Origin of the sequence: Paractinoplanes tereljensis (assembly GCF_016862435.1) — a bacterium.
Classification (GTDB): domain Bacteria; phylum Actinomycetota; class Actinomycetes; order Mycobacteriales; family Micromonosporaceae; genus Actinoplanes; species Actinoplanes tereljensis.
Window position 1 is genome coordinate 51,224 of the sequence record NZ_BOMY01000031.1, and the last position, 13,462, is coordinate 64,685.

At 69.7% G+C, this 13,462-nt stretch carries 15 protein-coding genes and 1 pseudogene; 2 read left to right on the plus strand and 14 right to left on the minus strand.

The features are described from left to right. Positions 1-35: 35 nt before the first annotated feature. From Ate02nite_RS21830 to Ate02nite_RS21840, 3 genes are read right to left on the minus strand one after another with little or no spacing between them, the layout of a single operon-like run. Positions 36-1,082, minus strand: coding sequence for a nucleobase:cation symporter-2 family protein (locus tag Ate02nite_RS21830; RefSeq protein ID WP_203808693.1), 1,047 nt, complete (start codon positions 1,080-1,082; stop codon positions 36-38). A 28-nt stretch (positions 1,083-1,110) separates the two neighbouring features. Beyond that, complete coding sequence (locus Ate02nite_RS21835; protein WP_203808423.1) at positions 1,111-2,322, minus strand: MFS transporter; 1,212 nt, start codon at positions 2,320-2,322, stop codon at positions 1,111-1,113. Continuing rightward, positions 2,315-2,854, minus strand: coding sequence for a winged helix-turn-helix domain-containing protein (locus Ate02nite_RS21840; RefSeq protein ID WP_203808425.1), 540 nt, complete (start codon positions 2,852-2,854; stop codon positions 2,315-2,317). The genes Ate02nite_RS21835 and Ate02nite_RS21840 overlap by 8 nt, the downstream gene beginning before the upstream one ends. Before the next feature lie 57 nt (positions 2,855-2,911). Here Ate02nite_RS21840 and Ate02nite_RS21845 point away from each other — a divergent pair, with 57 nt between their 5' ends. After that, positions 2,912-4,069 carry a winged helix DNA-binding domain-containing protein gene (locus tag Ate02nite_RS21845; RefSeq protein ID WP_203808427.1) on the plus strand — a complete coding sequence of 386 codons (1,158 nt, stop codon included), beginning with the start codon at positions 2,912-2,914 and terminating at the stop codon, positions 4,067-4,069. On the opposite strand, the gene Ate02nite_RS21850 is transcribed toward Ate02nite_RS21845, so the two are convergent. Further along, entirely contained in the window at positions 4,066-4,548 is a 483-nt protein-coding gene (locus tag Ate02nite_RS21850; RefSeq protein ID WP_203808429.1) for a hypothetical protein, read from the minus strand. The genes Ate02nite_RS21845 and Ate02nite_RS21850 overlap by 4 nt on opposite strands. Positions 4,549-4,618: 70 nt before the next feature. Between Ate02nite_RS21850 and Ate02nite_RS21855 the strand changes: the two genes are divergently transcribed. Further along, complete coding sequence (locus tag Ate02nite_RS21855; protein WP_239147580.1) at positions 4,619-5,857, plus strand: MFS transporter; 1,239 nt, start codon at positions 4,619-4,621, stop codon at positions 5,855-5,857. Here the strand turns inward: Ate02nite_RS21855 and Ate02nite_RS21860 are convergent. The 10 genes and pseudogenes from Ate02nite_RS21860 to Ate02nite_RS21905 all read right to left on the minus strand — a co-directional run. Beyond that, the gene (locus Ate02nite_RS21860; RefSeq protein ID WP_203808431.1) at positions 5,835-6,539 is read right to left on the minus strand and encodes a hypothetical protein; all 705 of its coding nucleotides are present in this window, start codon (positions 6,537-6,539) and stop codon (positions 5,835-5,837) included. The genes Ate02nite_RS21855 and Ate02nite_RS21860 overlap by 23 nt on opposite strands. Positions 6,540-6,664: 125 nt before the next feature. Then, a complete protein-coding gene (locus Ate02nite_RS21865) occupies positions 6,665-8,191 on the minus strand; it encodes an ATP-binding cassette domain-containing protein (RefSeq protein WP_203808433.1) in 1,527 nt (508 codons plus the stop codon). Between the two features lie 171 nt (positions 8,192-8,362). Next, entirely contained in the window at positions 8,363-8,836 is a 474-nt protein-coding gene (locus Ate02nite_RS21870) for a Crp/Fnr family transcriptional regulator (RefSeq protein ID WP_239147581.1), read from the minus strand. Positions 8,837-8,845: 9 nt separating this feature from the next. Next, positions 8,846-9,211, minus strand: coding sequence for a hypothetical protein (locus tag Ate02nite_RS21875; RefSeq protein WP_203808435.1), 366 nt, complete (start codon positions 9,209-9,211; stop codon positions 8,846-8,848). Beyond that, positions 9,208-9,516 carry an HPF/RaiA family ribosome-associated protein gene (locus Ate02nite_RS21880; RefSeq protein WP_203808437.1) on the minus strand — a complete coding sequence of 103 codons (309 nt, stop codon included), beginning with the start codon at positions 9,514-9,516 and terminating at the stop codon, positions 9,208-9,210. Before Ate02nite_RS21880 ends, Ate02nite_RS21875 begins: the two co-directional genes overlap by 4 nt. Before the next feature lie 78 nt (positions 9,517-9,594). Next, positions 9,595-11,352, minus strand: a complete 1,758-nt coding sequence (locus tag Ate02nite_RS21885) for a carbohydrate-binding domain-containing protein (protein ID WP_203808439.1) — start codon at positions 11,350-11,352, stop codon at positions 9,595-9,597. A 2-nt stretch (positions 11,353-11,354) separates the two neighbouring features. Continuing rightward, positions 11,355-12,107, minus strand: a complete 753-nt coding sequence (locus Ate02nite_RS21890) for a polyphosphate polymerase domain-containing protein (RefSeq protein ID WP_239147582.1) — start codon at positions 12,105-12,107, stop codon at positions 11,355-11,357. Beyond that, complete coding sequence (locus Ate02nite_RS21895) at positions 12,104-12,655, minus strand: DUF4956 domain-containing protein (RefSeq protein ID WP_203808441.1); 552 nt, start codon at positions 12,653-12,655, stop codon at positions 12,104-12,106. The genes Ate02nite_RS21890 and Ate02nite_RS21895 overlap by 4 nt, the downstream gene beginning before the upstream one ends. A gap of 64 nt (positions 12,656-12,719) precedes the next feature. Beyond that, positions 12,720-13,079 (minus strand): fluoride efflux transporter CrcB, encoded by a 360-nt coding sequence (gene crcB / locus Ate02nite_RS21900; RefSeq protein ID WP_203808443.1) that lies wholly within the window; start codon positions 13,077-13,079, stop codon positions 12,720-12,722. Beyond that, a pseudogene (locus tag Ate02nite_RS21905) lies at positions 13,076-13,441 on the minus strand (fluoride efflux transporter FluC); the annotation flags it as partial. The gene crcB and the pseudogene Ate02nite_RS21905, both read right to left, overlap by 4 nt. Positions 13,442-13,462 lie beyond the last annotated feature (21 nt).

Here is a 13,462-nt window from a genome sequence, read left to right on the forward strand (position 1 = left end):
GGAGCGCACGCGAACGAGCCAAGCCGGCGGAAGGGTCAGGGGGAGGTGGCGGGGAGGCCGTCGGGGGTCGCGGCCTGGTCTGGTGGGGCCTGGCCTGGGTCGCGTGGGGTCCAGACGTTGAAGAGGAGGTTCAGCAGGAAGACGATTATCACCGTGGTGGTGATCGAGCTGCCCAGGATGATCTGCAGCTCGTCGGGCATGCGGTCGTAGAACGCCGGCGCCACCACCGGGACCATGCCGGCGCCCAGGGAGATGGCGACGATCAGCAGGTTGTGGTTGCCGTCGAAGTCGACCTTGCGCAGGCTGCGGATGCCAACCGCGGTCACCGTGGCGAACATAACCAGGGCCGCGCCGCCGATCACCGGGCCGGGGATGGCCGCGATGATCGCGCCCAGCTTGGGAATCAGGCCCAGCAGTACCAGGATGATGCCGGCCGCGGTGACCACGAAGCGGCTGCGGACCTTGGTCACCTGCACCAGGCCTACGTTCTGGGCGAACGCGGTGTCCAGGAACGAGTTGAACGTGCCGGCCAGGATGCCGGACAGGCCATCCGCGGCCAGGCCGCGGGCGATGTCGTTCTCGGTGGGCTCGCGGTCGACCAGGCCGCCGACGGCGATCATGTCGGCGGTTGACTCGACGTAGATCACCAGCATCACCACGCACATCGAGATGATGGCGGCGGCCTGGAACTTCGGCGCGCCGAAGTAGAACGGCCGGGCCAGGCCGAACCAACCCGCGTCGCCCACGCCGGCGAAATCGACCAGGCCCATCAGGGCGGCAACGACCACCCCGAAGATCAACCCGATGAGTACGGCGAGGGAGACCAGGAAACCCTTGGCGAACCGGTTGATCAGTACGATGAGCAGGATGATCGCCCCGGCCAGCGCGATGTGCGACAGGTTGCCGTAACCGGGGTCGTCGGGATTGTTGCCGGCGATCAGGCCGGCGCCCGCGTCGATCAGCGACAGGCCGATGATGGTGATCACCGTGCCGGTCACCAGCGGCGGGAACAGGTGGATGATCTTCGCGAACGGCTTGGCGATCAGCAGGCCGAAGACGCCGGCGCAGAGGATCGATGCGATGCGTTACCGCGATGTGACAGCGTGCGCGTTATTGGATCTCGCGCAGCTTCCGCACCGGGGAGAACACCACCCAGAGAACCCCGAGCAGGGCGCCGACGGTGGCGATCCAGAGCGCCGGGCGTACGCCTAAAAACGCACCGAGCGTGCCGCCCAGCACCGCGCCGATGGGCCGGATGCCGTAGTTGATCGTGCGGTTGAAGCCGGCCACGACGGCCAGCCGGTTCGGCGGCGTGGCCGCGGTCTGCACCGAGCCGGCGGTGATGTCGAGAAGCATGACGCCGAGCGCCGCGACGAACTCGGCGGTGACCAGCATCGCCAGCACCACCGGCTGCGGGCCGTGCGCGAGCGGCACCAGGATCAGCGGTGCCGGGAAGACGACCAGGCCGAGGATCAGCGCGGGCCCGATGCCGATGCGCCGGCTGATCGGCCCGGCGACGGTGGCGCCGAGCAGGCCGCCGACCGCGCCCAGGCCGATGATGACGCCGAGCGTGCCGGGCCTGATGTGCAGGCCGGTGGTCACGTAGAGCACGAACAGTGCCGCGAAGATGTAGTTGAACAGGTTGAGCGTGGTGGTGCCGAGCAGGATCGCCCGCAGCACCGGATGGGTGAGCACGAACCGCATGCCGTTCCCGTGCTTGGCCTCGGGCTCGCCCGGCCGCTCGGCGACGTCCACCCGGCGCAGGAACACTGCCGAGGCCAGGAACGTCAGCACGTCGGCCAGCAGCGCGAACGGAGCGGTGAAGACCTGCACGAGCAGGCCGCCGGCGCTCGGGCCGGCCACGTAGGACATTGCCCGGCTGCCGTTGAGCAGGCTGTTCGCCGTGACGTAGTCGGTGCGCTCGACCAGGTCGGCGAAGAGGCTGCTGTGCGCCACCTCGAAGAGCATCGACAGCGTGCCGGCCGCGAACGCCACCGCGTAGAGGACGGTCAGGGTCAGGTGGTCGGCCCACCACAGCAGCGGGATCGCCAGCAGCAGCGCGGCCCGGCCCAGGTCGGCCCCGATCATCAGGCGGCGTTTGCGGGAATGCCGGTCGACCCAGGCACCGGCCGGCATCGAGAAGAGCAGGTTGGGCAGCAGCGCGGCGGCGGTCAGGTAGCCCATCTCGGCCGGCCCGGCGCCGACCGCGAGGACGGCCAGCAGCGGCATGGCCAGCAGGGTGACCTGGTCGCCGAACAGCGAGACGGTCTGCGCGGCCCAGTACCGCCGGAAGGTGGGGCGGCGCAGCAGGGTGTCAGTCATGCGGGAGCGCCAGATGTATCAGGTGCACCGGGCGGGTGCCGCGGCGGGCCACCGCGTACGGCGCGAGCAGGTCGTCGATCCGCTGGGTGAGCTCCCGCAGTTCGTCCGCCGTGACGTGTACCAGCGCGTCACTGAAGCCGCCGGCCGTGCGCCACTCGACCGGCTCGTCGGGGCGGGCGGCCAGGTAGGCCTGGGCGCGCTCGACGTACTGCCCAAGCAGCACGCTGTTGAGCGAGTCGGTCGCGGCCCGGACGGCCGGGTCGTCGGAGTCGTCGTCCCATGAGGTATAGCGCGCGGTGGCCTGCCAGGGACGCTCCCGCTGGTCGGCGCCGGGTGCCCGCTCGGCCAGCCCGTACTTGGCCAGTTGTCGCAGGTGGAACGAGCAGTTGGGCACGGTGTTGCCGAGCCGGGCGGCGGCCTGGGTGGCGGTCATCGGCCCCTCACCGCGCAACAGGCCGATCAGTCGCATGCGCAGGGGGTGGGCGTACGCCCGGAGGGATCTCGCATCGCCCAGCCTGACCTCGTCTCGCATTCCTAGAGAATGCTTTAGAAAGACTTCTTTAGCAAGTGGTTGTGGCAGCATGGGGCGATGCGCAGGGTGACCGACGACGAACGGCGTGCCCGCCTGGCCATCCGGCACGCGCTGGCTCCGGCCTATTGGGTTTCGTCGCCGGAGGACGCCACCCGGGCGATGACCGTCCTGCACGCCACCGAGCCGCCGACGGTCTATCTGTCCTGCTGGGCCCGGGTTTCCGGGGTCAAGCCGGGGGATGTCGACCGGGCTCTCTACGACGACCGCACGCTGGTGAAGCAGCTGGCCATGCGGCGCACCCTGTTCGTCTTCCCGCGCGACCTGCTGCCGGCCGCGTGGCCCAGCGCGTCGGCCCGGGTGGCCGGCACCGAGCGGGCCCGGATGGCGAAGGACGGTGCTCTCGCGGGCCTGGCACCGGATTTTCTGGACCTTACCCGCGCTGAGGTTTTGTCGCATTTGTCAGATAAGCCGGACGGCCGCACGGCGGCCGAGATCCGCCGCGCGGTCCCGATGCTCGACGTCAAGGTCGCGGTGTCACCCGGTTCGGTCTGGGGCGCCTCCCGGGTGCTCACCCACCTGGGCCTGACCGCCGACATCGTGCGCGGCACCAACACCGGTGGCTGGCACGTCTCCCGCCCCCGCTGGACCCGGATGAGCGACTGGCTGGGCGAGGTACCGCCGTGGGTGGACGCCGAGGCCGGCTACCGCGAGATCGTCCGCCGCTGGCTGTACTCGTTCGGCCCCGGCACCGAGGACGACCTGGTGTGGTGGCTGGGCTCGACCAAGAAAGTCGTCCGCGCGGCCCTCGCCGCCCTAGCCGCGGTGCCGGTCACCCTGGACAGCGGCGCCACCGGCTGGCTGCTCCCGTCCGATGTCGACGAGGTCGCCGACCCCGGCCCGTGGGCGGCCCTGCTGCCGGTGCTCGACCCGACGGTGATGGGCTGGCAGGGCCGCGACTTCTACCTCGGCCCGCACCGCGACCCGCTCTTCGACCGCACCGGCAACGCCGGCACCACCGCCTGGATCAACGGCCGGGTGGTCGGCTGCTGGGTGCAGGACGCGGCCGGGGTGGTCGAGGTGCGCCTGCTGGAGAAGATCTCGGCCGCCGAGCGCAAGGCGCTCAACGCCGAGGCCGCCCGGTTGACAGCGTGGCTGGGCGGCTTCCGGGTCTCCAGCGTGTACGCGTCAGCCGCGATGAAGCCCGCTCCGGTCTAGCCTGTCGCGTCGCTTGTTTCTTCGTCCGGCTGCGCATCCGGGAAGAATCTGCTCAGGTCCGGGAAATCTGTTGGCTTCTCGCTGACAATTGCTTGAAAGAGCGGCGTTCTCGCCATTTCCTCGGCGACTGCGGACCAATCGCCTCGTCCCTCGTCCGGAAAGCGGTCGCCCACGCGTAAAGCGTGATCGACCGCCCCGGCCATCTGGTCGGCCACGATGAGAGCCCGATCGAGGTCGTCCCCGACCAGGTCAACGGGCTTACGGCGAAAGACGTAGGACCTGAGGTCCGGCCGCTGGAACAGCATGGCAAGGCCGGCGTCGTAACGCTCGTTCGCGTGATGAAGTGCTTCGTACCGGCTGTACAGGTTGGATATGCTCACCTGCTTCTGCAGCTTTCGCGTTTGCATGGCCGCGAAGTAGAGAGCGATAAGAACGCCGACGAAGCTGAGCGCCTGAAAGATGATTGCGATCATCGTCATCCAACCTGTCGCACCTCGAATACCACCACGATATGGCCCGCCGTCAACGGCATCGATATCATCGCTGTCGATGAGCCTGCTGCGGGATCAGGGATTTCGGAACCTCTTCGTCGCCGACGCGGTCAGCCAGGTCGGCACTCAGGTCAGCATGCTGGCGTTGCCTCTGGTGGCGGTGATCGTGCTGCGGGCCTCGAACTTCGAGGTCGGCCTGCTCAGCGCCTGCGAGACTCTGGCCTTCCTCCTGGTCGGGCTGCCGGCCGGTGCGCTTGTCGACCGAATGCGCCGCCGCCGAGTCCTGATCGTGAGTGACATCGCTCGGGCCGCCCTGCTGGCGTCGGTGCCGGTCGCCTGGGCCCTGGGCGGTCTCACCCTCGCCCAGCTCTGCCTGGTCGCGCTGGCCACCGGCGTGTTCACGGTCTTCTTCGACGTGGCCTATCAGAGCTACCTGCCCCACCTGGTCGGAACGGACCACCTCGTCGAGGGCAACGCCAAGCTGGAGGGCGTACGGGCCACCAGCCAGATCGCCGGCCCGACGATGGCCGGCTTCCTCATCCAGTTGATCACCGCGCCCTTCGCGCTGCTGGTGGACGCGCTCAGCTTCGCCGCCTCGGCGCTGTTCGTCGGCCGCATCGCCGCCCGCGAGGAACGCCCGGAACGCCGCCCGGACCGGCATCTCGGCCGGGAGATCCTCGAGGGCCTGCGGTTCGTCTTCGGCAATCCGCTGCTGCGGGCGATCGCCCTGTGCACCTCCACCCACAACCTGCTGTCGGCGGCGCAGACGGCGATGCTTGTCGTACTTCTCGCCCGGGACCTGGGTCTGCGGCCCGGCATCATCGGCGTCTTCTACTCGGTCGCCGCGATAGGCGGCCTGGTCGGCGCGCTGGTGGCCCGCCGGATCGCGGCCCGGATCGGGCAGGGTCCGGCGATCTGGATCCCGATCGCGGCCTGCGTGCCCGCGCAACTGGTCATCCCGCTGGCTCAGCCGGGTTGGCTGCTCTGGGCGGCGGCCTGCGCCTACCTGGTGATCTGGGCGGCCTCGTCGATCTACAACATCACCCAGGTCAGCTTCCGGCAGGGCCTGACGCCGCCGCTCCTGCTGGGCCGGATGAACGCCACGATGCGCTTCCTGGTCTGGGGCACTATGCCGATCGGCGCCTTCGCCGGCGGCGTGCTCGGCCAGGCGATCGGCGCCCGGCCGACACTGTGGATCGTCGCCGCGGCCGGGGTGCTCCCGTTGCTGCCGCTCCTGGCGTCCCCGCTGCGCAACACCCGCGAACTGCCCGGCGTCACACCTGGTCGAGTGGGATGAAATAGGCCTTGAGGCTTCCGCAGCCGTCCGCCGCCTCGCCGTCGGCCCGCATCGTCGTGGAACCTTCCCCGGCGATCGCGGCGACACCGACCGGGAGGACCGCGAGGGCCTGTTGCGGCTGGGAAGACAGCGGCTGATCCCAGAGGATGCAGACCACCCCGACCGCAACCTTCTCCGGGTTGGGGTTGGTGAGCTCGACCGACCAGAACGGCCCGACCTTCGACGTCTGCTCCCCGGCGACGTCGAACGTCTGCACTTCCACGTCCAGCGGCGTGACCGGAAACTCCGCCTTGGCCGAGGCCCGGACGGTAACCCGAACATCCGCCACTCTCGACACGTCGTCACCGGCGAAGGCGAGAACGTCCAAGGAGTACGCCCGGCCCGGAGCGAGCAGCCGGCCCTTGTCGCTGCCGTAGGCCGTGCTCACCCGGACACCTGCCACCACCGCGCCGGAGCTGTCGACCGGCACGATCTCCAGCGTCGGGACCACAGCCGACAGGGCGGGGTTGAAGATCTCCAATGTCTGATCCATCATCCCGGACCCGTTGTGCTGGTGATAGGTAAACGTCAGCCGCCGCGACGCATCCGACCCACTCAACGCCTCGACCAGGACGTACGCGACGGCGACAACGACCGTGGCGATGGGGACCAGGATGCGTAGGGCGGGGTGGCGGAAGATCACGGCGGGAGTATCGCAGAACCCCGGCCACCGCGAGGGGCACCCGAATCCCAGCGAAGTTCGCCGAAGCCACGGGTGCGTCTGTGGCCGGCCTCAGCGCGGGTGGGGCGCGCTGAGGCCGGTTCGGTTTACGGGGTTAGGTCGTATGTCGGCCAGTCGGAGAGGTCGGTGAGCATCTGGCGGTCGTGGGTGGCTATCACCACCGCTGCGGTTGTGGTGAGCAGGGCCTTTGTCAGGTCGTCTACCAGCGGGGCGGACAGGTGGTTGGTGGGCTCGTCGAGGATCAGGACGTTCGGGTGGGTGGCCAGCAACGCGGTCAGGTGGCGGCGGCGTCGCTGGCCGGGGGACATGCGGTCGCCGGCGGGGGTTTCCTGGGCCAGGTAGGCGATTCGGGCCTCGGACAGGTGGCGCACCTCGCCCGTGTCCGGGTTCAGGGCTCGGGCCAAGGTGGCCAGCAGCGTTGACTTTCCGGCGCCGTTCGGGCCGGTTACCAGCAGGCGGCTTCCGCCGCCGAACGCCAGGGTTACCGGCCGGCTCAGACGGCCGGTCACGGTTACGTCTTGGCAATTCAGGAGGGGTACGGCCGGACGCGTGCCGGGATCGGCATAGTGGAACGGCCGTGGTGGTACGGGGACGGTGATCCGGTGTTCGTCCAGGTCGTCCTGGCGGCGGCGCAGGGCCTGGACCACGCCGGGAGCCCGGCTCTGCCGCTGGTGCCGGCCGGTGCCCTTGTCGGGGCGCCAACCGGTGCTCAAGCGGTCGCGCGCCTCGCCGACTGCCACTCGCAGGCGATCGTGTTCGGCCTGCTGTGTCGCGTACGCCTGAAGCCATCTCTCCCACAGCTTGGCGCGACCCTCCTGCCAGCCGGCGTAGCCGCCGGCGAACAGCCGCGGCCGGCCGTCCTCGGCCGGATCGAGGTCCAGGAACTCGGCGGCCACGTCGCGCAGCAGGGCCCGGTCGTGGGTGACCACCGCGAAACCGCCGGCCTGCTGCCGCAGCCGGGCGGTGAGGAAGGCCAGGCCGTCGGCGTCCAGGTGGTTGGTGGGCTCGTCCAGCAGCAGGAGGTCGGCGTTGGCCCCAAGAACACAGGCGAGGCGTACGCGATAACGCTGTCCCACCGACAGTGTGGCCAGCGGCCGGCTCCGGTCGGTGCAGGCGTTCAGCCCGGCCAGCGCAATGTCGACCCGCCGTTCGGCGTCCCAGGCGTCCAGCCGGGTCGCAACCTCCAGCGCAGCTGAGTAGGCCGCCTCAGCTGCGGCCGCAGCGGCCGCAGCGGCCGCGTCGCCTGCTCTGTCTACCTGTGACGCGGTGGTGCCGGTCGCGGTCGCCGCGATCGCGGCGGTGGCCTCGTCCAGCGCTTCGAGGGCGGCCAGCGAGGGGCCGATCGCCTGGGCGATCAGGGTGCCTACCGTTTCGCCGGCTTGAGACTCCAACTCTTGCCGGACCACGCCGATCGTGCCGGTGCGCTGCACGGTGCCGGCGTCTGGGGTCAGCAGGCCGGCCAGCACGTGCAGCAGGGTGGTTTTACCGCGGCCGTTCTCGCCGACTATCGCCAGGCGGGAACCGGTGGAGACGGTCACGGTCACGTCGGACAGGACTTCCTGGGCGCCCAGGACTACGCGGATGTTTTCCGCGCGGATGTGTGCGTGGGGCATGGTTCTGCTCTCGGCTCGTCGTGGAGCCGGGCAGCGTCAGGACACCGCCCGGCGAGAACGCCAGGACGGCGGAACAGAGCTGCTGAAATCAGGGTGAGCTCGCCGCCGTCAGCGGCGGGACCACGGCTTCAGCACGGCGATACTTCGACACATGGGCGCAAGGTTAGCGGGTCAGGCGACCGCCGGATACGCATATAGTTCGATCAGGCGGTGCCGGGAGGCCTGCAGGCGGTCGGCGGTCACCCGGAGGATGCGGGTGGTCAGCTCGCGGCCGAACTCGGGGTCCTCGGCTATCAGGTTGCGCACCGCGGCGGCGTCGAACTCGACCGCTCGGATGTCTTCGGCCACTACCGCGCCGAACTGCCAGCGGTAGGGGACGGTCAGCCAGGACCAGCCGATCAGCGTGCTCGGGCCGACCCGCTCGATGACGATGTCGCCGCGGCCGGGCACGTAGAAGTCGATCGCCACCGAGCCGTTGTGCAGCAGCCAGAACCGGTCGGCGGTGCCGTCCTCGCGCATCAGGCGGTGGCCGGTGCCGTAGTAGACCGGGTGGCCGGTGCCGGCCAGGCGATGCAGCCAGTCGCCCGGCAGATCGGCGACGAAGTCGTGCACGGCCAGCAGGTCGAAGACACTCATCGACGGCATGGCTATCTCCTAATTGAGGGCTGCCAGGAGCAGCAGGGCGATCCCGACTGCCGCGTACAGCCATTGCAGCCAGGAGATATCCGGTAGGTACGCGAACTCGAGCGCTATCCACGCGACCAGGCCCAGGCCGTCCAGGCCGGTGGCGGCGCGCGACCAGGGGTGTTCGCGCAGCACCGCCGCGGCGGTCAGCAGTGAGCCGGCGCCGAAGCCGGCCGTCAGGACCAGGCCGGGAATCGTCCAGCCATGGATCAGCGGCACGTTTTCGAGCCACCCCGACGGTGGGGTGGCGCCCACCAGGATCGCCACCCCGCCGCCGACGGCGGTGAGGCCGAGGAACGTGAGCACCCCGGCCGTCACCGCCTTGCGCGCGATCATCGCCGTGAGGGGTGGCGACGAATGCGGCGCAGCCGCGACCGAAGCCTGTCCTGCATCAGGTCGGTCGCTTCCTGGAACGTTTCGCCGACCGCGTGGACGTGAACGCCGGCGCCGTTCACATCGACGTGTGCGTCCACGCGGTCGCCGGGGGCATGCGAATCGAGGGTCAGCTCCGCGCGCAATATCGGCGCGGGCGCGTGGTGGAGCGCGGCGGTCAGTTTTCCCACGGCATAGTCGGCGGCGTCCGACGGAACCTCGCCGTGGGTGTGCACCTGAGGGTTGATGACCTGCTCGACGCGTTCCATGACCCCTCCTCGAGGTAGCCCCGGCCCGTTGCCGGGCTACCTCAATTCCACGCCCCGGGGGTAACTCGCCAGTAGGGCCTAACGTCCCGGCCGGCCCCCGAACCCGCCGCCACCGGCCGGGGCCGCACCGGCCGTCACCGTGGTCAGCTTCGTCGCCGAGCCGAGCTTGCCCGACGCGGCCAGGCCGCCGGTGCTGCTGCCGGAGGCGGTGCCGCCGGAGTAGACCGTGTACGCCGTGCCCTTGGTGATCGACGCCGAGGAGTAGACGATGTTCTGGATGTCCTTGCTGGTCACGAAGGTGGCCAGGACCTTGCCCGAGGCATCGGTGACCTGCAGCGTGGTGCCCGCCGGGACGGTCGAGTCGAAGGTGGCCGACAGCCAGCCCTGCGCCGAGTCGGTGCCGGGGGCGACCGCCATGCCGGCGGAACCGGCCGCGACAAGCACCCCGCCGGTGATGGTGAAGCTGCCGTTGACGTCGAGCGCGCCGTTGCCACCCTGGGTGGGCCCGTTCACCACCACGGTGCCGCCGCTGATCGTGGCGGTGCCGTTGGAGTCGAGGCCGTCGCCCTCGGCGTTGATGATCAGCGTCCCGCCGGTGACCGTGGCCGTGAAGTCGCCGGCCTCCTCGCCGCCGCCCCCACCGGGGCCCTGCTGCTGCTGATCGGACGACGAACCGCCGGCCGCGTTCAGGCCGTCGTCGCTGGAGGTAACTGTGGTGACCCCGCCGTTGACCACGATGTCGGCCGACTCGATGCCCTCGTTCGACTTGGTCACGGTGAGCGTGCCGTCGTCGATCTGCAGGGTCTGGTCGGCGTGCACGCCGTCGTCGCCGCTCGCCGCGGTCAGCGCGATCCCGTTCACCCGGACCACGCCGTTGCTGTGCACCGCGTCGTCGGCCGCGTCGACGGTGGCCGTGCCACCCTCGAGGACGGTGATCACCCCGGACTTGAGGCCCTTGGTCGAGGTGTCGTCGGTGGGGGAGTTGGCGCTGCCGCCGCCCGCGGTGACGTCGAGTTTCCCGCCGGTGATCACCAGGTCGGTGGCGGCGTCGGCGCCGTCCCCGCCGGCGGTCACCGTCACCGTGCCGCCGGAGACCGCGATGTAGCCGGAGTCGGCGTCGTCCTCGTTGTCGGCCTTGAGCCCGTCGCCACCGGCCGAGACGTCCAGGGTGCCACCGGTGATCACCAGGTAGTCCTTGCCGCGCAGGCCGTCGTCCTTGGCCACCACGGTGACCGTGCCCGCCGTGACCAGCAGGCCGTCCTTGGAGGTGATCGCGTCGTTGCCGCGGCCGTTGACGGTGAGGGCGCCGGTCCCGCTGATGGTGAGGTCGCCCGCGCTGAACAGGGCCGCGTTCACCTCGGCGTCCGACGCGTAGGTGGTGGTGTCGGTGAGCGCGTTGGTGCTGCCGTCGGCCAGCACCACGTCGAGTTGATCGACCGAAGTGGCGGCGATCGCGGCGGTGGTGGAGCTGGTGATGGTGGCGCCGTCGAGGATCAGCACGACGGTGGCGTCCTTGGCGTCCACCACGATCTGTCCGTTGGTCAGCGTCCCGGAGATCCGGTAGGTGCCGGCGGCAGTGATCGTCACGGTCGAGCCGTCGATCTTGACGCCGTCGCCGGTCGCCGAGGCGGAGGTGCCGGACAGCGTGATCGCGACGCTGCTAGAAGAAGAAGTAGCAGCGGAATGGACCGATTTGTCAGCGGCGAGGACTTCCTTGGCGTTCTGCACGGAGACGACCGCGGCCGAGGTGGCAGCCGATGTAGAGGACGAGGAACCGGAGGAGCAGCCGGCCAGGACCGCCGCCGCCAGAGCTACTGAGAAGATGGCCTTCTTCATGGTCAACTCGCCTCCGAGATGCTGAAGTGCTGGCGCAGGATGCGGTGCCACCGGTTGTCCGGCAGTTCGGGATGCAGGGCGGCCATCCCGGTCGCGTACTTGGAGATCGGGCACGGCCGGTGCGACTGCGACCAGAGCACCCGGTCCAGCGGCGAGGCCCCGCGGGCCGACTTCGTCTCGACGATCATGCGATCGGGCAGGTGCATGGTGGCGCCGCCGGGAAGCGTCCAGGTCAGATCGCGGTCGATGGTCGCCCGGCTGCCGGTCGACGGCAGAAGCAGGGTGATGCGCTCGAACCGGGTGGTGATGACGGCTTCGAAACGAGGGTCACGCATGGTGACCCGTTCGGCTTCCAGCGACCGTACGGCGTACGCCTGCATCTCCGGCGAAAGGGTCACGCCGTCCCCGGCGTACGGAAATCGTTGCTTGACCGTCACGCCGCGCGCGCCCCGCGTCTTGATCTCCAAAAGATGGAGATCGGTGTCCAGATAGCTGCGGATACGCAGCTTGAAGCGGCGCCTGCGCCGCTGCGCGGTGGTCAGATAGCTGTCCAGCCCGGGCGTGTCGAAGTAGCCCGACCGGTAGGCGAAGTGCCGTTTGCCCTCGATCTCGAGGATGCGGGCGTCGCTCGGCAGCCCGGCCAGGATCATCGGCAGGGCCGACGCCGGCAGCAGGTATTTGCGGTCGATCCGGGTCAGCAGCCCGGCGCGTTCGACGAGTTCGTCCAGCCCGATCGGGGCGAGTTCGGCGATCACGCGGCGACTGCCCGGACGTAGCGGACGTCCACCATGGTGGTGTCGTTGACCAGGTCGACGCTGCGCACCGAGAGGTTGACGATCCGGCCCTTGAGCAGCACCTCGAGGTGACCGCGCAGCGCGTCGTCGTCGGTGTAGGCGGCATCGAGGGTGACCGTCCGCTGCTGGTACTGCCGGAACAGCCGCGGGTGATCGCCGACGTAGAGCGCGGCGATGACCAGCACCATCAGCCCGGAGACGAGCCAGCTCACGTCGCTCTCCAGGCCGGCCAGCAGGCCGAGCGCGAGCGCGGCGAAGTAGTAGGCCACCTCGTGCTGGGCGATCTCGCTGGACCGCAACCGGATGATCGACAGCACGCCGAACAGGCCGAGTCCGACGCCGGCGCCGACCGTGGACGAGCCCAGGATCATCGCGGTCGCCAGGACCCCGATGTTGACCCCGAGGAAGGCCGTGACGAGGTCGCGCCGGTGATGCCGGGGGAAGTAGATGCCGAAGGTCAGCAGGGCGATGGCGGCGACATCGATCAGTACGGCCAGTAAGTGACTCACCGGGCAATTACGCCCGCGACTTCTGTGAACCAGCTGTTCTCAGCCTGTGGCGTTTACCTTTTGTTCAGCTGACGGCTTCTCCCAGGATGATTCCGACCGCCGCGGCCCCGAGCCCGGCGACGATCGACACCACGATGTTGGCGGCCGCGTAGAAGCGCTTGCCGTCCTGCACGAGCCGCAGCGTCTCGTAGCTGAAGGTGGAGTACGTGGTGAGGGCGCCGCAGAAGCCGGTGCCGACGAGGGCGGCCGTCGCGGTGCCCGCCGGTAATGCCATGAGCAGGCCGAGCACGAACGAGCCGGCCACGTTGACGGTCATCGTGCCCCAGGGGAACGGCGAGTCGTGCCGGGCCTGGATCGCCCGGTCGGTGAGGTAGCGCAGCGGCGCCCCGATCGCAGCGCCGAGCGCCACCAGCAGAAGCGTCATCGCCGTACCAGCCGGATCGTGATCTCCCAGCCGGTCCAGACCGCGGCCATCGCGCCGATCAGGGTCAGTCCCAGATAGGCGAGCGCCGCCCAGGGCGAGGTCGTCTGGTAGATGTCGACGATGTAGGTGGAGAACGTGGTGTAGCCGCCCAGGAAGCCGACCCCGAGGAACGGCCGCAGCAGCGGCCGGTCGGTCGCCACCTTCGTCACGAAGACCATCAGGACGCCGATGAGCAGGCACCCGGACACGTTGATCACCAGGGTCGACCAGGGGAAACCACCGGCCGGGTGCGGCCACGCCTCGGCCACGCCGTAGCGGGCGAGCGCACCGAGGACACCGCCCGCGGAGATCGCGGCGAGCACCCGGAACTCCATGATCAGAGA